Origin of the sequence: Kitasatospora sp. NPDC090308 (assembly GCF_044769485.1) — a bacterium.
Lineage (GTDB): Bacteria > Actinomycetota > Actinomycetes > Streptomycetales > Streptomycetaceae > Kitasatospora > Kitasatospora fiedleri.
In genome coordinates this window covers 1-19,956 of the sequence record NZ_JBIVXY010000003.1, presented here as the reverse complement: position 1 = coordinate 19,956, position 19,956 = coordinate 1, and the positions used below count along the sequence as shown (strand labels likewise).

The 19,956-nt window shown below is 74.6% G+C and carries 15 protein-coding genes; 9 read left to right on the top strand and 6 right to left on the bottom strand.

Annotation, left to right across the window (positions count from 1 at the left end; all coding sequences use genetic code 11):
* Nucleotides 1–131: 131 nt before the first annotated feature.
* Nucleotides 132–1,169: a LacI family DNA-binding transcriptional regulator gene (locus ACIQVD_RS07730; protein WP_402286750.1), complete on the bottom strand. Its 1,038-nt coding sequence runs from the start codon at nucleotides 1,167–1,169 to the stop codon at nucleotides 132–134.
* Between the two features lie 311 nt (nucleotides 1,170–1,480).
* On the opposite strand from ACIQVD_RS07730, the gene ACIQVD_RS07725 reads away from it, so the two are divergent.
* The 4 genes from ACIQVD_RS07725 to ACIQVD_RS07710 all read left to right on the top strand — a co-directional run bounded on the left by ACIQVD_RS07725 (nucleotide 1,481) and on the right by ACIQVD_RS07710 (nucleotide 6,075).
* The gene (locus tag ACIQVD_RS07725; protein WP_400678537.1) at nucleotides 1,481–2,632 is read left to right on the top strand and encodes a Gfo/Idh/MocA family protein; all 1,152 of its coding nucleotides are present in this window, start codon (nucleotides 1,481–1,483) and stop codon (nucleotides 2,630–2,632) included.
* Between the two features lie 137 nt (nucleotides 2,633–2,769).
* Nucleotides 2,770–3,921 carry a dihydrodipicolinate synthase family protein gene (locus tag ACIQVD_RS07720; RefSeq protein ID WP_402286747.1) on the top strand — a complete coding sequence of 384 codons (1,152 nt, stop codon included), beginning with the start codon at nucleotides 2,770–2,772 and terminating at the stop codon, nucleotides 3,919–3,921.
* Nucleotides 3,918–4,781, top strand: a complete 864-nt coding sequence (locus ACIQVD_RS07715; protein WP_402286745.1) for a sugar phosphate isomerase/epimerase family protein — start codon at nucleotides 3,918–3,920, stop codon at nucleotides 4,779–4,781. The genes ACIQVD_RS07720 and ACIQVD_RS07715 overlap by 4 nt, the downstream gene beginning before the upstream one ends.
* Nucleotides 4,782–4,815: 34 nt before the next feature.
* Complete coding sequence (locus ACIQVD_RS07710; protein ID WP_402286743.1) at nucleotides 4,816–6,075, top strand: glycerate kinase; 1,260 nt, start codon at nucleotides 4,816–4,818, stop codon at nucleotides 6,073–6,075.
* A 120-nt stretch (nucleotides 6,076–6,195) separates the two neighbouring features.
* Here ACIQVD_RS07710 and ACIQVD_RS07705 read toward each other — a convergent pair whose 3' ends face one another.
* The 5 genes from ACIQVD_RS07705 to ACIQVD_RS07685 form a co-directional block, all read right to left on the bottom strand.
* Complete coding sequence (locus ACIQVD_RS07705) at nucleotides 6,196–9,918, bottom strand: glycoside hydrolase family 2 TIM barrel-domain containing protein (protein WP_402286741.1); 3,723 nt, start codon at nucleotides 9,916–9,918, stop codon at nucleotides 6,196–6,198.
* 309 nt (nucleotides 9,919–10,227) lie between these two features.
* Nucleotides 10,228–11,100, bottom strand: coding sequence for an SMP-30/gluconolactonase/LRE family protein (locus ACIQVD_RS07700; protein WP_400678528.1), 873 nt, complete (start codon nucleotides 11,098–11,100; stop codon nucleotides 10,228–10,230).
* Between the two features lie 15 nt (nucleotides 11,101–11,115).
* Nucleotides 11,116–12,036, bottom strand: a complete 921-nt coding sequence (locus tag ACIQVD_RS07695) for a sugar kinase (RefSeq protein WP_402287715.1) — start codon at nucleotides 12,034–12,036, stop codon at nucleotides 11,116–11,118.
* Between the two features lie 41 nt (nucleotides 12,037–12,077).
* Complete coding sequence (locus ACIQVD_RS07690; protein WP_402286739.1) at nucleotides 12,078–12,701, bottom strand: bifunctional 4-hydroxy-2-oxoglutarate aldolase/2-dehydro-3-deoxy-phosphogluconate aldolase; 624 nt, start codon at nucleotides 12,699–12,701, stop codon at nucleotides 12,078–12,080.
* A gap of 323 nt (nucleotides 12,702–13,024) precedes the next feature.
* Complete coding sequence (locus ACIQVD_RS07685; RefSeq protein ID WP_400678524.1) at nucleotides 13,025–13,723, bottom strand: FadR/GntR family transcriptional regulator; 699 nt, start codon at nucleotides 13,721–13,723, stop codon at nucleotides 13,025–13,027.
* 264 nt (nucleotides 13,724–13,987) lie between these two features.
* Here ACIQVD_RS07685 and ACIQVD_RS07680 point away from each other — a divergent pair, with 264 nt between their 5' ends.
* The 5 genes from ACIQVD_RS07680 to ACIQVD_RS07660 all read left to right on the top strand — a co-directional run.
* Nucleotides 13,988–15,709 carry an IlvD/Edd family dehydratase gene (locus tag ACIQVD_RS07680; RefSeq protein ID WP_400678523.1) on the top strand — a complete coding sequence of 574 codons (1,722 nt, stop codon included), beginning with the start codon at nucleotides 13,988–13,990 and terminating at the stop codon, nucleotides 15,707–15,709.
* Nucleotides 15,709–16,698 carry a dihydrodipicolinate synthase family protein gene (locus ACIQVD_RS07675; protein WP_400678522.1) on the top strand — a complete coding sequence of 330 codons (990 nt, stop codon included), beginning with the start codon at nucleotides 15,709–15,711 and terminating at the stop codon, nucleotides 16,696–16,698. The genes ACIQVD_RS07680 and ACIQVD_RS07675 overlap by 1 nt, the downstream gene beginning before the upstream one ends.
* The gene (locus ACIQVD_RS07670) at nucleotides 16,695–17,450 is read left to right on the top strand and encodes an SDR family NAD(P)-dependent oxidoreductase (RefSeq protein WP_400678521.1); all 756 of its coding nucleotides are present in this window, start codon (nucleotides 16,695–16,697) and stop codon (nucleotides 17,448–17,450) included. Before ACIQVD_RS07675 ends, ACIQVD_RS07670 begins: the two co-directional genes overlap by 4 nt.
* Nucleotides 17,451–17,542: 92 nt before the next feature.
* Entirely contained in the window at nucleotides 17,543–18,595 is a 1,053-nt protein-coding gene (locus tag ACIQVD_RS07665; RefSeq protein WP_402286734.1) for a substrate-binding domain-containing protein, read from the top strand.
* A gap of 108 nt (nucleotides 18,596–18,703) precedes the next feature.
* The coding region (locus tag ACIQVD_RS07660; RefSeq protein WP_402286732.1) for a sugar ABC transporter ATP-binding protein at nucleotides 18,704–19,956 on the top strand (1,253 nt) is incomplete at its 3' end.

Below are 19,956 nucleotides of genomic sequence, written 5' to 3'. Positions count from 1 at the left end.
ATCGCCCCGACCCTCCCGCCGGGCGGACGCACCCCGCCCCGAACCCACGGGACGGCCGGGCCGCCGCCGAACCCGGCTCCCGCCGACCACCACCGCCACCGCCACCGCCACCGGCGGCGGCTGCCAGGGCCTCAGTCCCTCGCCGGGGCCGCAGTGCTGTCGCGCAGCACCACCTCGGCGAAGACCTCGCTCCGCTGGGCGGTCGCGCCGCGCTCGCGGAGGGCGAGCCGGACGGCGGACTCGCCCATCGCGGTGAGCGGCAGTCGGACGGTGCTGAGGGCCGGGGCCAGGTCGGTCGCCAGGGGGATGTCGTCGAAGCCGGCCACCGAGATCCCGGCCGGGACGGGGATGTCCCGGTCGCGCAGTTCGGCGAGCGCCCCGGCGGCGCAGATGTCGGAGAGGGCGATCACCGCCGTGGGGCCGGGGGTGCCGTGCTCCCGGGCGGTGTCCAGGATGCGCGCCATGGCCGCCTTCCCGCCCTCGCGGGTGAACTCCGTGTGCTGGACCATCCCTTCGGGCAGCGTGAGGCCCGCCTCGCCCAGCGCCTCCAGCACGCCCTCCAGCCGGTCGGCGGAGACCCGCAGCCGCCACGGCCCGGTGATCACCGCGAAGCGGCGGTGCCCCAGCTGGGCCAGCGCGTACGTCAGCGAGGCGGCGCCCTCGCGGTTGTGGACGTGCACGGTGTCGTACAGCGGGCCGTGGTCGCCGATCGCCACCACCCGGCCGCCCTGGGCCTCGTAGGCGGTCAGCGCCTCGTCCAGTTCGCGGACCGCCGTGACGTCGCTGTACGCCGACCCGGCCAGCACGATCGCCCGTACCCGGTGCGCGTGCAGCATCCGGATGGTCTGCAACTCCCGCCGGGGATCGCCGTCCGTGCTGGTGACCAGCGTGAGCAGCCCGTCCCGGGCGGCGGCGTCGCCCACGCCGCGGGCGATCCCGCCGAAGTACGGGTCCGCGACGTCGTGCAGCAGCACACCGACCGTCGTGCCGGAGGAGCGGGCCAGCGCCTGGGCCGGGGCGTTGGGGAGGTAGCCGAGGGCGGCGGCGCTCGCCCGCACCCGCGCCGACAGTTCCTCCGTCACCGAGCGGGCCGAGCCGTTCAGGGCCCGGGAGGCGGTGGCGAGCGAGACCCCGGCGTGCCGGGCCACGTCGCCGAGAGTGACTGCCACGGGTGCTCCTCGTTCCCTCGCCCTGTTCCCTCGCTGACCGAGGGAACAGGCTACCGCCTGACCGGAGCGCCTTGACCGGGGCGATCCGGCCGCCTAGCCTCAGTGCTTGGAAAGCGCTTTCCAGCACCTCTGAGGGCCATCCCGGAAAGCGCTTTCCATCTTGCCTCCGAACCTCCCGGACGCCACGTCCCGCCCCGGTCGGAAGCCGGTTCGGAGAGCGATTTCCGGCCGTCCGGACCCGGAGGCTCCTCCGCCGTCACCCCCTCTTCCCCCTCCCCGCCCCCTCGTCACCACTCAGACAAGGAACCCCCATGTCCCGCAAGGTCATCGGCATCGTCATGAACGGCGTCACCGGTCGGATGGGCTACCGCCAGCACCTGGTGCGCTCGATCCTGGCCATCCGCGAACAGGGCGGCCTGCCGCTCGGCGACGGCGAGGTGCTGTGGCCCGAGCCGATCCTGGTCGGGCGCAGCGCCGCCAAGCTGGAGGCGCTGGCCGCCCGGCACGGGCTGGAGCACTGGAGCACCTCGCTGGACGAGGCGCTCGCCCACCCGCTCGCGGAGATCTACTTCGACGCCCAGGTCACCCCGGCCCGGGAGGCGTCGATCAAGGCGGCGATCGCCGCCGGCAAGCACATCTACACGGAGAAGCCGACCGCCGAATCGCTGGCGGGCGCACTGGAGTTGGCGCGGCTGGCCCGGGAGGCCGGGGTCCGCAACGGCGCGGTGCAGGACAAGCTGTTCCTGCCGGGCCTGCTGAAGCTCAAGCGGCTGGTCGACGGCGGCTTCTTCGGCCGCATCCTGTCGGTGCGCGGCGAGTTCGGCTACTGGGTGTTCGAGGGCGACTGGCAGAGCGCGCAGCGCCCGTCCTGGAACTACCGGGCCGAGGACGGCGGCGGCATGATCCTCGACATGTTCCCGCACTGGCGGTACGTGCTGGACGGCATCATCGCCCCGGTCCGCTCGGTGTACGCGCACACCGCCACCCACGTCCCGCAGCGGGTGGACGAGTCGGGCCGGCCGTACCGGGCGACGGCGGACGACGCCGCGTACGGGGTGTTCGAGCTGGAGGGCGGGATCGTCGCGCAGATCAACTCGTCCTGGGCGGTGCGGGTCGACCGGGACGAGCTGGTGGAGTTCCAGGTGGACGGCACCGAGGGCAGCGCGGTCGCCGGTCTGCGCAACTGCCGCATCCAGCACCGTGGTTCGACGCCGAAGCCGGTGTGGAACCCGGACCTGCCGGCCACCGAGCGGTTCCGCGGGCAGTGGCAGCAGGTGCCGGACAACGACGAGTTCGACAACGGCTTCAAGGTGCAGTGGGAGCTGTTCCTGCGGCACGTGGCGACCGGCGCGCCGTACCGGTGGGACCTGCTGGAGGGTGCGAAGGGCGTGCAGTTCGCCGAGTTGGGGCTGCGCTCCGCCCGCGAGGGCCGCCGCCTCGAGGTGCCCGAGCTCAGCCTCTGACCCGGCCCCGCCGCTCCCAGCGCTCCCAGCGATCCCGGCGATCCCCGCGATCCCGCCGCTCAAGCCGTTCCCACCCCGCCCCCGCTCCCACCCCGGTCCCGCCCGCGCGGGACCGCCCGACCAGCGAGGTCTGACCCATGACGCATCTCGATCTGCCCGGCACCGGCCGGTACCGCCTGCGCGACCCGCAGCCGCTGGACGGCGTCCCGTCCGAGCCGGCCGCCTCCCGGGTGGCGTTCGCCGCCGCCCACGTGGTGGCCGACCCGTTCGGCGGCAACGCGCCGGGCGCGCCAGCGGCCGTGGACTGGGAGGCCACGCTCGCGTTCCGCCACCGGCTGTGGTCGCTGGGCCTGGGGGTGGCCGACGCGATGGACACCGCGCAGCGCGGCATGGGCCTGGACTGGGCGGCGACCCGGGAGCTGATCCGCCGCTCGGGCGCGGCGGCCCGCTCGGTCGGCGGGCGGCTGGCCTGCGGCGCGGGCACCGACCAACTGAACGGCACCGACGTCCCGTTGACGGCGGTACTGGCCGCGTACGAGGAGCAGTTGGCGGTGGTGGAGGAGGCCGGGGCGCAGCCGATCCTGATGGCGAGCCGGGCGCTGGCGGCGTCGGCGCGCGGGCCGGAGGACTACCTGGAGGTGTACGGGCGGCTGGTCGAGCAGTCGCAGCGGCCGGTGGTGCTGCACTGGTTGGGCGAGATGTTCGACCCGGCGCTGGCCGGCTACTGGGGCGCGGACGACCTGGACGCGGCGGCGGCGACGGTGCTGGAGCTGATCCGCAGCCACCCGGGGCGGATCGACGGCATCAAGGTGTCGCTGCTGGACGCGGGCCGGGAGGTCGCGCTGCGGCGCGAACTGCCGTCCGGGGTGCGGCTGTACACGGGCGACGACTTCCACTACCCGGAGTTGGTCAAGGGCGACGAACTCGGCCACAGCCACGCACTGCTGGGCGTCTTCGACCCGATCGCGCAGGTCGCCGCGGCCGCGCTGCACGCGCTGGACGCCGGTGACCCGGCGCGCTACGACGCGCTGTTCGCGCCGACCGTGCCGCTGGCGCGGCACCTGTTCGCGGCGCCGACGTTCCACTACAAGACGGGCATCGTGTTCCTGGCCTGGCTGTGCGGGTACCAGGAGCACTTCACGATGGTCGCGGGCGCGCAGAGCGGGCGGTCGGTCAGCCACCTGGTGGAGCTGTTCCGGCTCGCGGACGCCGCAGGGGTGTTGGGCGATCCGGAGCTGGCCGCGGGCCGGATGCGGGAGTTCCTGGCGCTGGCGGGGGTGCGGGCGTGAGCGCGGGGCGGGCGCCGGGGGCGGCCGAGGGCTGCGAGCGGCTGTCGCTGAACCAGATCACCACCAAGGGGTGGACGCTGGAGGAGGCGGTGCGCGGGTGCGTGGCGGCGGGCGTCCCGGCGATCGGACTGTGGCGGGACAAGGTCGCGGAGACCGGCGTGGCCCGGGCGGCCCGGCTGTGCCGGGACGCGGGCCTGGCGGTGAGCAGCCTGTGCCGGGGCGGTTTCCTGACGGCGGGTGACGAGGCGGCGCGGCGCGCGGCGCTGGCGGACAACCTGGCGGCGATCGAGGAGGCCGCCGAACTCGGCACCGACACCCTGGTGCTGGTGGTGGGCGGCCTGCCGCCCGGCAGCCGGGACCTGGTGGGCGCCCGCCGCCAGGTCACCGACCTGATCGGTGAACTGGCCCCGCACGCGGGGGACTTCGGCGTCCGGCTGGCGATCGAGCCGCTGCACCCGATGTTCTGCGCGGACCGCGCCGTCGTCTCCACCCTCGGCCAGGCCCTCGACCTCGCCGAGGCGCACCCGGCGGACCGGGTGGGCGTCGTGGTGGACAGCTACCACGTGTGGTGGGACCCGGAGTTGGCGCGGCAGCTGGCCCGCGCCGGGGCGGGCGGCCGGATCGCCGCCTACCAGGTGTGCGACTGGACGCTGCCGCTGCCGGCGGACGCGCTGCTGGGCCGGGGGCACGTCGGCGACGGCCACATCGACTTCGGGTGGCTGACCGACCGGGTCACGGAGGCCGGCTACACCGGCTGGATCGAGGTCGAGCTGTTCAACGAGGCGGTGTGGAACACTCCTGGCGCGCAGACCCTGGCGACGGTGCGGGAGCGCCACCGGACGCACGTCGTCCGGTGCTGACGGCGATGGGCGCGGGCAGGGCGGAGGCGGGCTGATGCGGGTCGTGGTGGCACCGGACTCGTTCAAGGGGACGATCGACGCGGCGGACGCGGCCGGTGCGCTGACCGCCGGGTGGCGTTCGGTGCGCGGGTGGGACGAGCTGCGCTGCCTGCCGATGGCGGACGGGGGCGAGGGCACCCTCGCGGCGGTCGTCTCGGCGAGCACCGGCACGAGCACGAGTACCGGCACGAGCACCGGCACGAGCACCGACACCGACGCGGAAGCGGCCCCGGCCCCGGGCGCGGGCGCGGGCGTACGGCTGGTCGAGGTGCCGGACGTGAGCGGGCCGGACGGCCGGCCGGTGCGGGGGCGGTTCGCCCTGCTGCCGGACGGGACGGCGGTGGTGGAGCTCGCGGTGGCCAGTGGACTGCCGCTGCTGGGCGGCCGGTTGCGCCCGCTGACGGCCACCACCCGGGGCACCGGGGAGACCGTCGCGGCCGCCCTGGACGCCGGTGCCCGGCGGCTGGTGATCGGCCTCGGCGGGTCGGCGTCGACCGACGGCGGCTACGGGCTGCTGGCCGCGCTCGGCGCGCGGCTGCGGGACGGCGCGGGCCGGGTGCTGGACGACGGTCCGGCCGGTCTCGACCGGGCCCTGGAGGCGGCCCGGGTGCTCGACCGCTCCGCGCTGCGGACGGCGCCGCCCGGCGGGGTGGTGCTGCTGACCGACGTGACCAACCCGCTGCTGGGCGGGCGCGGCGCGGCGGCCGTGTACGGCCCGCAGAAGGGGGCCGGTGAGCCCGAGGTCGCCCTGTTGGAGCGGCGGTTGGCGCGGCTGGCCGAGCTGCTGGGCGGCGACCCGGCCGCGCCGGGCGCGGGGGCGGCCGGTGGCACCGGGTACGGCCTGGCGGCCGGCTGGGGCGCGGTGGTCGAGCCCGGTGCGGCGGCGGTGGCGCGGTTGCTGGGGCTGCCCGCGGCGGTGGCCTCGGCCGACCTGGTGATCACCGGGGAGGGCCGGTTCGACGCGACCAGCCTGCAGGGGAAGGCGGTCGGCGAGGTGGTGCGGCTGGCCTCGGCGGCCGGGGTCCCCTCGGTGGTGGTGGCGGGTGCGGCGGACGCCCCGGAGGTGCTGACGCTCTCCGCCCTGGCGGGCTCGTCCGCCGCCGCCTGCCGGGAGCCGGCGCACTGGCTGTACCGGGCCGGCGCCGTCCTGGCGGCCCGCTGCGGCACACCGGCCGGCCCGTCCTCCGGCCCGTCGGTCTGCACACCGGCCGGCCCGTCGGTCGGCACACCAGCCGGCCCGTCGGTCGACTCCTGACCGACGCGCCCGCACGGCACCCGCTGCGCCCTCCCCGCACCGAAAGCAGCCGGGGCCGCTCCCCCTCGCGGGAAGCGGCCCCGGCCGGTGTCACGGGTCGGCGAACGGCCGGTCGGCCCGTCAGCCGAGCAGCCGCAGCTTCGCGGTGGCGCTGTAGTTGGCGGGCAGGGTGATCGCCGGGTCGGTGTAGTTGCCCCAGGCGAGGTCGGGGTAGTTGAGCTTGGAGCTGATGACGAGGTTGACGCCGGGCAGGGCGGCGTAGGGGTCGGGGGTGATGACCTCGAAGGCGTCGAGCACGACGTAGGTGTCGGAGGACGAGGCGTTCTTGGTGCCGGTGACCTTGATCTTCACCGTGTGGAGGCCGTCGGTGAGGCCGGTCTTCTCGAAGACGGTCTGGGCGAACTGCTTGCCGGCGGCGTACAGGTCGACCTGGGTGGGGGTGCCGCCGTCGACGGAGATCTCGGCGATGCCCTGGTTGGAGCTCTTGGGGGCGATCACCCGGATGCCGGTGCCGCGGAAGGTGGTGGTGGCGGTGTCGCCGTTCGTCCGGCTGAAGGACTCGGTGCGGGCCAGGTCGCCGGAGGTCCAGGACTGGGTGGCGTCGCCGTGGGTCCAGGTGCCGGTGTAGGTGACCTGGCCGGAGGCGTCGTCGATGACCGAACTGACCACCTTGAAGGCGTCGATCAGGGCGTAGGTGCCGCTGGAGGCGGTGTTCTTGGTGCCGGTGCACTCGACCTTGACGGTGTGCTGCCCGTAGGGGAGGTCGGCGCTGCGGAAGACCAGCTGGGCGGGGATCTTGCCGGGGCCGTAGAGGTCGACGGTGGCGACCTGGGTGCCGTCGATGGAGATCTTGACGATGCCGAGGTTGTTGGCGCGGGCGGAGTAGAGGCCGACGCCGGTGCCGGTGAAGGTGAGCTGGGCGTTGGCGCCGGTGGCGTTGCTGAAGGACTCGGTGGAGAAGAGGTCGCCGCCGGTGTAGCTGCTCGACGGGTCGGCGTGGGTCCAGGCGCCGGTGTAGACGATCTGGGACGAGGAGTCGTCGATGACGGCCGGGGCGGCGGGTTCCAGGCGGACCGAGTCGCTGCCGTCGGACTCGACCTGGGCGCCGGGGCCGGAGGCTCCGGCGGTGGCCTTGGCGAGGCGGACGTTCGCCTTGGTGCTGCGGAAGTCGTTGGTCCAGTGGGCGGCGCTGTCCTTGCCGAACAGGAAGTAGCTGTGGGTGTCCTGGGACCAGGGCCAGGTCGGTGCGGTGCGGTAGCCGTCGGTGCCGGAGGCCCGGGTCCTGGTGGCGGTGCCGGCGGCCCGGCCGATGTGGTCGTCGGGGTAGACCGTCCACTGGGCGTCGCGCTGCCAGTTCAGGGTGTCGGTGCCCTCGGCGAGGGTGTAGCGGATGCCGACGTCGCTGGGCGAGCCGGCGGGCGGGTTGGCGATGGTGTAGGTGGTGGTGAGCAGGCCGCGGCCGTCGATGGCGATCTTGACGGTGGTGTTGATCGAGCCGAACTGGCCGGTGAGGGTGACCACCGCCTGGCCGCCGGTGGTGGTGACGGCGGCCGAGCTGCCGGTCCACTGGCCGGGGGAGGTGCGGGAGATGACCAGGTCGGGGCCGCCGGTGAGGACGGTGGCGCTGCCCGCGGTGGCCTGGACGAGGCGGGCGGTGGCCTTGTCGAAGACGACGGTGAAGGGGGTGTCGACGCCGGTGACGGTGATCCGCCCGGCGGCGTCCTGGACGGTGGGGGTGGTGCCGCCGGGGGCGGGGAAGCTGGGCGTGGTGCGGGTGTTGAGCCACAGGCTGTAGTCGTCGACCAGGGCGCCGGAGCGCGAGAAGGTCAGCCGCAGCGCGTCGCCCGCGGACCAGGCGCCGGCCGGGACGGTGAGCGTGCCGCTCTGCCGGGCGGGGACGCCGACGCCGGTGAGGGTGCCGGACCGGCTGCCGATCTTCCAGGTGATGGTCAGTTCGGAGAGGTCGGTGTGGTCGTACCAGTTGGTGACCGGCACCGGGATCGCCCCGCCGGGGGTGAGCCCGGTCAGCACGCCGTCGGCGATCCGCACCGGCGAGAACGCCTTCTTGGTCAGCCAGAACTCCGGCTTGCGGCGGCGCCACAGGTCGATGACGCCCCACTCGCCGTAGCCGATCGGCCCGGAGTCGAGGTGGAAGACCTCGTCGATGGCCGCCCAGATCGCGCCGCCGACCACGCCGCTGGTGGTGCGGAACTTCTCGGCGTGCTTGGCGATGCTGTGGCCCCAGAAGTCCCGGGCGCCGGGGTCGACCTGCAGGGTGCCGGTGTTGTAGCACGGCACGTGGGAGAACTCGCCGTACTGGACGGGCTGGTTGGCGTTGCCGTTGGAGTTGGTCAGGGTCGGGTAGTGGCCGCTGTAGACGTCGGTCTGGGTGCCGCCGTTCTTCTGGCTGACGTCCTCGAAGACGGTGGGCCGGGACGGGTCGGTCTGGTGCGAGTAGGTGTTCTCCTGGGCGAAGTTGGTGCCCATCCCGCTCTCGTTGCCGACCGACCACTCCACCACGCAGGCGTGGCTGCGGTCGCGCTCCAGCATCTCGGCGTACTGCGTCATGTACTGCTCGGTGTAGTTGGCGTCGTCGACGGTGTTGTACTGGAAGCAGACCGGCGCCTCGACCTCGACGTACAGGCCCAGCCTGTCGGCCCACTCCAGCAGGGCGGGGGTCGGCGGGTAGTGCGAGGTGCGGATGAAGTTGCAGTTCGCCTCCTTGTAGAGGCGGGCGGCCTGCTCCTCCTGGGCGGGGGTGGTGGAGCGGCCCAGGGTCTCGGTGATGCTGTGGTGGCAGACGCCCAGCAGGTGCACCGGCTTGCCGTTGACGAGCAGCTGGTTGCCCTGGACCTTGACCTGCCGGAAGCCGATCTGCCGGGTGACGGTCTGGGTCTGCCCCTGGGCCTGGAAGGTGGCCTTGAGGGTGTAGAGGTCGGGGTGCTCGGCGTCCCACTTGCGCGGGGCGGTGACCGGGATCGCCACCGAGGTCTGCGGCGCGGTGGCGCTGACCGTGAGGGTGGCCGGGGAGAGCGCGACCTGCTGGCCGTCGGGGTCGGTCAGGGTCAGGGCGACGGTGCCGCTGGTGCCGGCCGGCAGCAGCGCGGCGGCGGCGGTGACGGTGAGGGTGGCGTTGGTGTAGGAGGAGTCGAACGTGGTGTCGGCGTGCAGCCGGGTGAGGTAGGCGGCGGGCAGCGCCACCAGCGTCACGTCGCGCAGGATGCCGCCGATGACGTGGTGCGCGTAGTCGGACTGCCCGGCGATGCTGGTGGGCCTGTCGGTGACGCCGAGGGTGACGGTGGCCTGCTGGCCGGGGGTGACCAGCGAGGTGATGTCGGCGTACCAGGTGGTGAAGCCGCCGTCGTGGGTGCGCACCAGGGTGCCGTTGACCCACAGCCGGGCGTAGTTGTAGACGCCGTCGAAGCGCAGCAGGACGCGGCGTCCGGCGTAGTCGGCGGGGACGGTGACCTGGACGGAGTAGGCGCACTCGGTGCCGGACTTGACGTCCTGGCTCTGTAGGGCGGGCTCGCCGGGGACGGTGACCTGCGCCCAGGACGAGGTGTCGGTGCCCGTGGTCCAGAACGAGGCGGGCGGGGTGGTGGTGTAGCGCCAGCCCGAGGTGATCGGCAGCCGGGGGGTGGCGACCCCGGAGACGGTGTCGGGCAGCGGCGGGATCTCGGGGGTGGCGGTGGCCGCGCCGGCGGGGGCGGCGAGGAACAGGCCGCCGGTCCCGACGGCGGTGAGCAGTCCGGCGGCGGCGAGGCCCTTCAGCGCGGCGCGGCGCGAGAAGCCGCCACCGGTGGAGTCGGACGGGGTGGGGGCGGTGTGGCGGGGTGGCGTCACCGGCGTGCCTTTCTTAGCAGCTAAGCTTCTAAGCAGATATAAGGGGACGCGGGCCCCGGCGGCAATACCCCGCGCAGCAGATGTTTCCGGCGGATTTCCGCCAACCCGCCACCCGCCCGCCGCCGTTTCCCGCCTCCCGCCCGCTGCCGGACCGCCGGCTCCCGCCGCCGACTGCCGCCCTGGTCGGAACGCGTGCGGGCATGCCGACGACCGCCGCGGCAGGTCGTGCGGCGCGGCGGTCGGCGGTGGAGCTCCCCCGGGGTGCGGGGGTGGTCGGCGCAGGCGTCGGGACAGGCGTCAGCGCAGGCGTCAGTGCAGGCGGAAGGCGGCGGCGGGGGGTGCCGCCGCGTCCACGGGGACGGCGAGCACCGACCCGGCGGGGCCGACGTCGCCACTCAGGCCCTGGCGGGCGGTGGTGACCAGCAGCAGGCCGCCCTCGGGGCGCAGGCAGACCGAGGTGGGCCGGGGGGTGGGCAGGCGCAGGACGTCGAGCAGGGCGCCGTCGGGGTGGTAGCGGTGGACGGCCGCCCCGTCCCAGACGGCCACCCACAGGCAGCCTTCGGTGTCGACGGTCATGCCGTCGGGCGCGCCGGCGGCGAGTCGGGTGAACTCCTCGGTGCCGGTGGGCTCCCCGTCCGGGTCGAGGGTGAGGCGGTGGATCGTGCCGAGGGCGCTGTCGGCGAGGTAGAGCACGGTGGCGTCGGCGTTGAAGGCCGGGCCGTTGGCGACGGTCAGCCCGCTCAGCACGCGGTGCACCGAGCCGTCCGGGTCGGTGCGGTAGAGCGAGCCCGCGCCGGGGACGGCACCGCCTTCGGACATGCTGCCCGCCCAGAAGCGGCCGGCCGGGTCGCAGACGCCGTCGTTCATCCGGACCGGGAACGGGCGTCCGTCCTCGGGCCGGGCCAGCCAGCGCACCAGCCCGTGCGGGGTGAGCAGGGCGATGCCCGTCCCGGCGGCGGCGATCCAGTGGCCGGGGCGGTCGGCGAGCGGCGCGACCGCCCCGAGGGGGACGTCCAGGCGCAGCAGTTCCCGGGGGGTGTGCGGGGTGGCGGGCGGGAGTTCGAGCAGCCGTCCGGTCGGGATGTCGACGAAGACCAGCCGCCCGTCGACCCAGCGGGCGCCTTCGGCGAGCTCGTGGTCGCCGGGGGCGTGGACGGTGCGGGGGGTGGGTTCCGGTGCCATGGGCGGTCTCCGGGTTCAGCGCAGGGTGGTGCCGGCGGGCCGGTCCAGCAGGTCGAGGTCGTCGCGGACGGGCAGGCCCTCCCAGTCGCCGCGGGTGGCGACGGCGAAGGCGCCGGTGGCGGTGGCCCGGTGCAGGCGGGCCGCCGGGTCGAGCCCGTCGAGGGTGGCGGAGAGGTACCCGGCCACGAAGGCGTCGCCGGCGCCGATCACGTCCGCGACCGGCACCCGGCGGGCCGCGGCGGTGACGGTGCCGTCGGCGGTGGTGACGCCGGCGCCGTCCGCGCCGCGGGTGAGGACCACCTCGCGGCGGCCCTGGGCGAGCAGTTCGGCGACCGCGTCGTCCTCGTCGAGGCCGGGCCGGTCGCAGACCAGGTGCAGTTCGTCGGCGGAGGCGACCAGGATGTCGGCGAACCGGGCCAGGGGCCGCAGCACCTTCCCGGCCCGGTCCGGATTCCACAGCCGGGCCCGGTAGTTGACGTCCAGGCAGACCAGGATGCCGAGCGTGCGGGCCCGTTCGGCGGCGGCCAGGACCGCCTCGGCGGCGGTCCCGCTCAGCGCCGGGGTGATGCCGGTCAGGTGCAGGATCCGCACGGCGGGGTCCAGCGCGGGCAGGACGTCGTGGTGCCGGAGCGCGGACCCGGCGGAGCCCGCCCGGTAGTAGCCGACCCGGGCCAGGTCGCCGATGCCGTTCTCGCGGATCAGCAGGCCGGTGGGCCGCCCCTCCCGGTCGGTGCGGGCGTGGGTGGTGTCGACGCCCTCGGCCCGCAGGGTGCGCAGGACCAGTGCGCCGAACGCGTCGTCGCCCACCGCGCCCACCCAGGCGGCCCGGTGGCCGAGCCGGGCCAGGCCGATGGCGACGTTGGACTCCGCACCGGCCACGGACAGCTCCATCGCGGGGCCGAGCTTGATCGGGCCGGTGGCCCGCAGCGCGGCCATCGCCTCTCCGACGGTGACGACCTCGGGCGCGGTGGCGGCGCTCACGCGGCGGCCTCCTCGGCGAGCGCGGTGCGCCAGGCGGCGATCCGGGCCCGCAGCGGGCCGAGGTCGCCGGTGTCGGCGGCGTCGCCGATCAGCGGGGAGCCGACGCCGACGGCGACCGCCCCGGCGGCCAGGTAGGCCCGGGCGGCGTCCGCGTCGACGCCGCCCACCGGGACGAACGGGACGTCCGGGAAGGGGGCGCGCAGGGCGGCGAGGTAGTCGGGGCCGCCGAACGAGGCGGGGAAGAGCTTGACGGCGGTGGCGCCGTGCTCGACGGCGTCCATCACCTCGCCCGGGGTGAGGGCCCCGGCGAGGAGGGGCAGCGCGAAGGGCGCGGCGCGGCGCAGGTCGGTGCCCAGGCCGGGGGTGACCAGGAAGTTCGCCCCGGCGTCGGCGGCGCGGGCGGCGGCGGTGGCGGTCAGTACGGTGCCCGCGCCGAGCAGGGCGTCGGGGCCGAGTTCGCGGCGGGCCCGGTCGATCACCCAGGGGGCGTCGGGGGTGGTGAACGACACCTCGGCGGCGGTGATGCCCTCCTCGGCGAGGGTGAGCACCGTGCGCAGCGCGGCGTCGCGGTCCTTCCCGCGCACGATGGCGATCGTCCGGTACGGCAGGTCGGTGAGCATGGCGGGTCCCTTGGGTGGTGGCGCGGTGGCGGCCGGGGCCGGGCGGCGGGTGCGGCCGGAGGGTGGCCGGGGGCGGGCCGGGCGGTCGCGGACTGGCCGGGCGGTCGCGGGCGCGGCGGACCGGTGCGGGCCGGTCGCGGTGCAGGCCGGTCGCGGTGCGGACGGGGCACGGGAGGCCGGGCCTGGATGCCGGGCCCGCCGGTGCGCTGGGGTGCACCGGTGGGCCCAACCCCCTACTTATAGCTGCTTAGCAGCCTAGTTGCCAAGGGGCCTGCCCCGCGACGACAGGGCGCACGGTCGGCCGGGCGCGCAGTCGGCGGCGCTCACAGCAGGCCGAGGTCGCGGCTGGTCTCCTCCAGGTGGCCGGTCATGGCCGCCGAGGCCCGTTCGGCGTCGCCCGAGGTGATGGCGTCCAGGATGAGCCGGTGGGCCTCGACCGTGTCGCCCTGGCCGCTGCCGCGCCGCTGCCGGCCGCGGTAGCTGGCGCGCCGGGCCTCCAGCAGGGCGCCGTTCATGGCCGCCAGGATGAACGAGAAGACCTCGGAGGAGGCCAGTTCGGCCACCGCCTGGTGGAAGGCCAGGTCGGCGGCGACGAACGCCTCGCTGTCCGCGGCCGACTCGCGCATCACCTCCAGGGCCCGCGCGGCCCCAGCGGCGGAGCCCTGCCCGGCGGCGATCCGGATCGCGGCGCGCCGGGCGAGCTCGCCCTCGATCACCCGGCGGGTGTCCAGCAGGTCGCGCACGTCCATGGAGTTCTGGTTGAGCCGGAACTCCAGGATCTGCCCGAGCACCGCCGGACTGGGGACCGCGACCCTGGCCCGCCTGCCCTGGCTGGAGGCCAGCACGCCGCGGGCCACCAGGATCCGGATCGCCTCCCGGACCACCAGCCGGTTCACCTCGTGCCGCTCGGAGAGCTCGCCCTCGGAGGGGATCTCGTCCCCCTCCCGCAGCCGCCGCTGGGCGATCTCCCCGATGATCTCCCGGACGACGAGGTCGCTCAGGGTCTCCCTCGCGATGGTCATGAGGCCATTCCCCTTTCGTTCGAACGCGCCGGAGCGGGGTCCGAGCCTAGCTGCTAAGAAGTTATGAAGAGAAGCATTGACAGCTTAGCTGCTAGGTATCACGATCGATCCACATCCCCCGGCGGCCCACCGCCGCACCCGCCCCGGGTGCCGGCCCCGCCGTCCGCCGGCCCCCTTCCGCGGTCCGGACCCCGAGCACTTTCTGAGGAGGCGCGCACCGATGCGCCGACAGCACGCCGCAGCATCCCGCCAGGGCGGTCAGCCATGAGCCCCCTGCGCAGTTCCACCTGGTGGGACGACCCCGGCAAGGCGGGCTTCATCGCCCGCCACCACATGCGCCAGCTCGGCCTGACCCGCGACCAGCTGCGCGGCAAGCCCGTCGTGGGCATCTGCAACAGCTGGTCGGAACTGACCCCGTGCAACGCCCACCTGCGCACCCTCGCGGAGTCGGTTCGGCGCGGGATCACCGCCGCCGGCGGGCTGGCCCTGGAGTTCCCGACCATGTCGATCGGCGAACCGCTGATGCGGCCCACGTCGATGATGTTCCGCAACCTGATGAGCATGGACGTCGAGGAGACGATCCGGGCCAACCCGCTGGACGCGGTCGTCCTGCTCGGCGGCTGCGACAAGACCCTCCCCGCCCAGCTGATGGGCGCGGCCAGCGTCGACCTGCCCGCCATCGCGCTGTCCGGCGGCCCCATGCTCACCGGGCGCTTCCGCGGCAGGACGGTCGGCTCGGGCACCGACATCTGGAAGATGAGCGAGGACCTGCGGGCCAAGCGCATCACCCAGGACGACTTCGACGAGTTCGAGGGCTGCCTGGCCCGCTCGGCCGGCCACTGCATGACGATGGGGACGGCCTCCACCATGGGCTGCGTCACCGAGGCGCTCGGCCTGTCGCTGCCCGCCGCCGCCGCGCTGCCCGCCGCCGACGCCCGCCGCGCCCAGCTCGCCGAGCAGTCCGGCGCCCGCGCCGTCGAGCTGGCCCGCGAGGGGCTGCGCCCCTCCGACCTGCTCACCCGGGAGGCGTTCACCAACGCCGTGGTCGTCAACGCGGCCATCGGCGGCTCCACCAACGCCGTCCTGCACCTGCTCGCCATCGCCGGCCGGGTCGGCGTCCCGCTGGCCCTGGACGACATCGACGAGATCGGCCGCCGCGTCCCGCTGCTGGCCGACCTGATGCCCAGCGGCCGCTTCCTGATGGAGGACTTCGCCTACGCCGGCGGCCTGCCCGCCCTGATGGCCGAGCTCGGCGACCTGCTGGACCTCGGCGCGCCCACCGTCACCGGCCGCACCCTGGGCGAGAACCTCGCCGGGCACCGGGTCTGGGACCGCGAGGTGATCCGGCCCCTGGACAACCCGGTGCAGAGCGCCGACAACGGCACCGCCGTGCTGCGCGGCAACCTGGCCCCCGGCGGCGCCGTCCTCAAGCAGTCCGCCGCCTCCCCCGCGCTGCTCCACCACCGGGGCCCGGCCCTGGTCTTCGACGGCATCGAGGAGTACCTGCGCGCCGCCGACGACCCGGAGCTGGCGGTCGACGCCGACACCGTCCTGGTGGTGCGCAACCTCGGCCCGCGCGGCTACCCGGGCATGCCCGAACTCGGCAACCTGCCGCTGCCCGCCAAGCTGCTCGCCCAGGGCGTCACCGACATGGTGCGGATCTCCGACGCCCGGATGAGCGGCACCGCCTACGGCACCGTCGTGCTGCACGTGGCGCCCGAGGCCGCCGTCGGCGGCCCGCTCGCCCTGGTCCGCACCGGCGACACCGTCGAACTCGACGTCGCCGCCCGCACCCTGCACCTGGACGTCGACCCGGGCGAACTGCTCGCCCGCCGCACCGCCTGGACGCCCCCGCCCCGCCCCGCCCAGGGCGAGCGCGGCTGGACCCGGCTGTACGTCGAGCGCGTCCTGCAGGCCGACCAGGGCGTCGACCTGGACTTCCTGGTCGGCCGCAGCGGCGACCAGCCCGGAAAGGCCCCCTTCTGATGAGCGCGACCGACCCGACCGACGCGACCGGCCCGGCCTCCACCGACCGGCCCGGGGCCGCGAGCCTGCTGCGCGGCGTCATGCCGGTGCTCGAAGTGCCGTTCACCGACGACGGCGACCTCGACCTCGAGGGCTTCGACCGGGTGGTGCGCCACGTCCTGGACACCGGCGTCAGCGCCGTCATGTTCCCCGGCTTCGCCAGCGAGTTCCACAAACTCTCCGACGCCGAACGGGAACTGCTCACCCACCGGCTGCTCGACCTGACCGGCGCCCGGCCCGACGTGGCCGCCGTGGTCTCGATCCCCGACCACGCCACCCGGCTGGCCGTCCGGCGCGCCACCGAGGCCGTCGGGGCGGGCGCGGACGCGGTCAACCTGCTGCCGCCGCACTTCCTCGGGCCGTCGGCCGCCGAGGTCCACCGGCACGTCACCGCGGTGCTGGCCGCCGTCGCCCCCGTCCCGGTGATCCTCCAGTACGCGCCCGCCCAGACCGGCTCCTCGTTCACCGCGGACGGGCTGCGCCGCCTGGCCGACGAGCACCCCAACCTGGTCGCGGTGAAGATCGAGACCGCGCTGCCCGGCCGCCTCGCCGAGGACCTGGCCGGCGGCACCCCCGCCCTGCGCGCCTTCGTCGGCTACGCCGGCCTGCAACTGGCCGACGGCCTGCGCCGCGGCATCACCGGGGTGCAGCCGGGCTGTTCCTTCACCGAGGTCTACCAGCGGATATGGGAGCTCTGGCACGATGGGGCGCACGACGACGCCCTGCGACTGCACGCCCGGCTCACCCCCTACCTCGCGTACTGGATGCAGGAGGTCGAGCTGATCATCGCGGTCGAGAAGCTGGTCTCGTTCCGCCGCGGTCTGATCGACAGCCCGTACTGCCGCCGCCCCGCGCGCGCCCTGGACCCGCAGGAGACCGCCGGCGTCGACCGGTTCCTCGCCGAGTTCGAGGAGTTCCTGCACCCCGTCCGGAACGGAAGCACCACATGATCGACCTCTCCGGCCACACCGTCCTCGTCACCGGCGCCGCCCGGGGCATCGGCGCCGCCATCGCGACCACCCTGGTGGGCGCCGGGGCCCGGGTCGGCCTGCTGGACATCGACGGCGACGGCGCCGCCCGGCTCGCCGACCGGCTCGGCCCGGCCACCGCCGCGGCCGCCTGCGACATCACCGACGAGGCGCGGGTCGCGACCGCCGTCGCGGCCCTGCGCGAGCGGCTCGGCCCCGCCACCGGCCTGGTCAACAACGCCGGCCGCAACTCCTACGCCGACCCGGTCGCCATGACGGTCGACCAGTGGGAGGAGGTGTTCGGCGTCGACCTCAAGGGCGCCTGGCTGGTGGCCCGCGCCGTCCTGCCCGACCTGCTCGACCGCGGCAGCGGCTCGATCGTCAACATCGCCTCCATGCACGCCTCGCTGACCTGCCCCGGCATGTTCCCGTACGCGGCGGCCAAGTCCGGCCTGGTCGGCCTGACCCGCAGCCTGGCCCTGGAGGTCGGACCCCGGGGCGTGCGGGTGAACGCGGTCAGCCCCGGCTACATCGAGACCGACCTGCTCGCCGAGTACTTCGCCCAGAACCCCCCGCAGGTCCGCCGGGAAGCGCTGGACAAGCACATCCTCGGCCGCCTCGGCACCCCCGGGGACATCGCCGCCGTGGTGGCCTTCCTGCTCTCCGACCTCTCCGGGTTCGTCACCGGCGCGGACTGGCCCGTCGACGGCGGCGTCTCCGCCCGCTTCGCCTGAGCGCCGCGCCACCGCCGCCGCCCGGGCCCCCGACCACCTTTCCCCCGTACCGCCCCTTCCACTCAGCACCCCCACCCCTCCTGGAGCCGAACATGTCCCTCACCCCCACCACTCGGAGAGCCGCCGCCCTCGGCGCCGCCGCCCTGGTCGCCTCCCTCGCGCTGACCGGCTGCTCCACCGGCAAGGAGTCCACCTCCTCCGCCGGCAGCGTGGCCCCGGTCAACGGGAAGATCTCGTTGACGTACCTGCAGAAGCAGGGTGATCAGGAGTACTTCATCGGTGAGGCGGACGGTGCGAAGGCGAAGGCCGCGGAGTTGGGGATCGACCTGAAGGTCGTGAACCTGGGCAACGACGCGAACAAGACGATCAGCGAGGTGCAGTCGGCCATCGCGCAGAAGAGCAACGGTCTGATCATCGTAGTGCCGGACCCGGCGGTGGGCCCGCAGGTGGTGCAGACCGCGAAGGACGCGAAGGTGGCGCTGCTGACCTCGGACGACCAGATCTGCGCGACCGGCCCGGACCCGTCCTCGTGTGACAAGGCGGGGCTGATCGCGCGGATCGGGTTCTCGGGCCAGCAGATGGGCGGGGAGGTGGGCAAGCGGGCCGCGGAGGAGTTCAAGAAGGCGGGCTGGAGCGCGGCCGACACCCGGATCGTCTCGGCGTGGAAGCAGGACGTCACCGTGTGCGGCGACCGGGTCGGCGCGGCCGACGCGGCGTTCGCGGCGGCCGCGGGCGCGCAGGTGCAGAAGATCGACGTGGCCACCGACAACACGCCCACCGGTGCGCAGGACAAGATCGCCGCGACGGTGACGGCCAACGCGGGGGTCAAGCACTGGATCGTGTGGGGCTGCAACGACGAGAACGTGCAGGGCGGTGTGACCGCGCTGGCCAACGCCGGTTTCAAGGCCGACGACGTGATCGGTGTGGGCCTGGGCGCCTACCTGGCGTGCAAGGACTGGCAGAGCGCCGCGCCGACCGGGATGAAGGCGGCGCTGTTCATCAACGGCAAGGACGTCGGCGCGCTGGCCGTCCAGACCATGTACGACAAGCTCAAGAACGGCAAGGACTTCCCCGCCGAGGCGTTCGCCCCCACCACCATGGTCGACGCCACCACCTGGAAGAGCGCCGGCGCCTCCTGCAGCTGACGCTCCCCGCGTGACCGCCGGTGCGGCCCCGTGTCCACCCCTTCGCGGGCCGCACCGGCACCCCTTCTCCCTCCGCCCCACCGCCCAGACTCTCCAGCGAGGCCCGCCATGACCACACCCGCCGAGAGGCCGCCCTCCCCCGCCACCGGCAGCCCCGGCAGCGGCGCAGGCGTCGAGAACCTCGTCAAACGCTTCGATGCCGTGCAGGCTCTTGCCGGTGTCACCCTGGATTTCCCGGCCGGTCGGGTGACCGCGTTGATGGGGGAGAACGGGGCCGGGAAGTCGACCCTGTTGAAGATCCTCACCGGTGACCACCAGCCCACCGAGGGCCGGGTGCTGCTGGACGGCGAGCCCGTCCAGCTCTCCTCGCCCATCGACGCCCGCCGCGCCGGCATCCGGATCATCCCGCAGGAACCCGAGATCATCCCGCACGTCTCGGTCGCCGAGAACGTCTACGCCGGCTCCCTGCCCCGCGCGGCCGGACGCCGCCTGGACCGCGCCGAACTACGCCGCCGCATCCGCGCCGACCTCGAACACCTGGGCTTCGCCGGCGTCCTGGACCCCGACCTGCTCGGCTCCCAACTCACCCCCGCCCAACGCCAACTGGTCGAGATCATGCGCGCCCTGACCGGCCAGGCCAAGGTCATCGCCTTCGACGAGCCCACCTCCTCGCTCTCCGACCACGAGGTCGAAGCGCTCTTCGCCCTCATCCGCCGCCTGCGCGAAAACGGCATCGCCGTCATCTACGTCTCCCACCGCATGCAGGAGATCTTCCGACTCGCCGACCGCATCGCGGTGCTGCGCGACGGCGCCCTGGCCGGCGTCCTGGAGACCGCCGCCACCCACGAGGGCGAACTGGTACGCCTGATGGTCGGCCGCGACCTGTCCGCCATGTTCTCCCGCGAACACGTCGCCACCGACCGCATCGTCCTGGACGTCCGCGGCGTCAGCACCGACGACGTCCACGACATCGACCTGCAGGTGCGCGCCGGCGAAGTCGTCGGCCTGGCCGGCCTGATCGGCGCCGGCCGCTCCGAACTCGCCCTCGCCCTGGCCGGCGACCGCCCCATCCACACCGGCACCGTCACCCTCGACGGCCACCGCCTGCCCTCCGGGAAACCCGGCGCCGTCATCCGGGCCGGCCTCGGCCTGGCTCCCGAGGAACGCAAAGCCCAAGCCCTGTTCCTGCACCGCTCCATCCGCGACAACACCTCCACCGTCGTCCTGCAACGCCTGCGCCGCCTGCGCTTCGTGCGCCGCGGCGCGGAGCGCGAACTCGCCCGGCACTACGCCGACCGCCTACGGGTGCGCACCCCCTCCATCGAGACGGAAGTCCGCAAACTCTCCGGCGGCAACCAGCA

Bases quoted from the DNA above. Each gene is read 5' to 3' on its own strand.
- ACIQVD_RS07725 (WP_400678537.1), top strand. From the start codon at position 1,481: ATGTCCCGCAAGGTCATCGGCATCGTCATGAACGGCGTCACCGGTCGG.
- ACIQVD_RS07720 (WP_402286747.1), top strand. From the start codon at position 2,770: ATGACGCATCTCGATCTGCCCGGCACCGGCCGGTACCGCCTGCGCGAC.
- ACIQVD_RS07710 (WP_402286743.1), top strand. From the start codon at position 4,816: ATGCGGGTCGTGGTGGCACCGGACTCGTTCAAGGGGACGATCGACGCG.
- ACIQVD_RS07700 (WP_400678528.1), bottom strand. From the start codon at position 11,100: ATGGCACCGGAACCCACCCCCCGCACCGTCCACGCCCCCGGCGACCAC.
- ACIQVD_RS07695 (WP_402287715.1), bottom strand. From the start codon at position 12,036: ATGGCCGCGCTGCGGGCCACCGGCCCGATCAAGCTCGGCCCCGCGATG.
- ACIQVD_RS07690 (WP_402286739.1), bottom strand. From the start codon at position 12,701: ATGCTCACCGACCTGCCGTACCGGACGATCGCCATCGTGCGCGGGAAG.
- ACIQVD_RS07685 (WP_400678524.1), bottom strand. From the start codon at position 13,723: ATGACCATCGCGAGGGAGACCCTGAGCGACCTCGTCGTCCGGGAGATC.
- ACIQVD_RS07680 (WP_400678523.1), top strand. From the start codon at position 13,988: ATGAGCCCCCTGCGCAGTTCCACCTGGTGGGACGACCCCGGCAAGGCG.
- ACIQVD_RS07675 (WP_400678522.1), top strand. From the start codon at position 15,709: ATGAGCGCGACCGACCCGACCGACGCGACCGGCCCGGCCTCCACCGAC.
- ACIQVD_RS07670 (WP_400678521.1), top strand. From the start codon at position 16,695: ATGATCGACCTCTCCGGCCACACCGTCCTCGTCACCGGCGCCGCCCGG.
- ACIQVD_RS07665 (WP_402286734.1), top strand. From the start codon at position 17,543: ATGTCCCTCACCCCCACCACTCGGAGAGCCGCCGCCCTCGGCGCCGCC.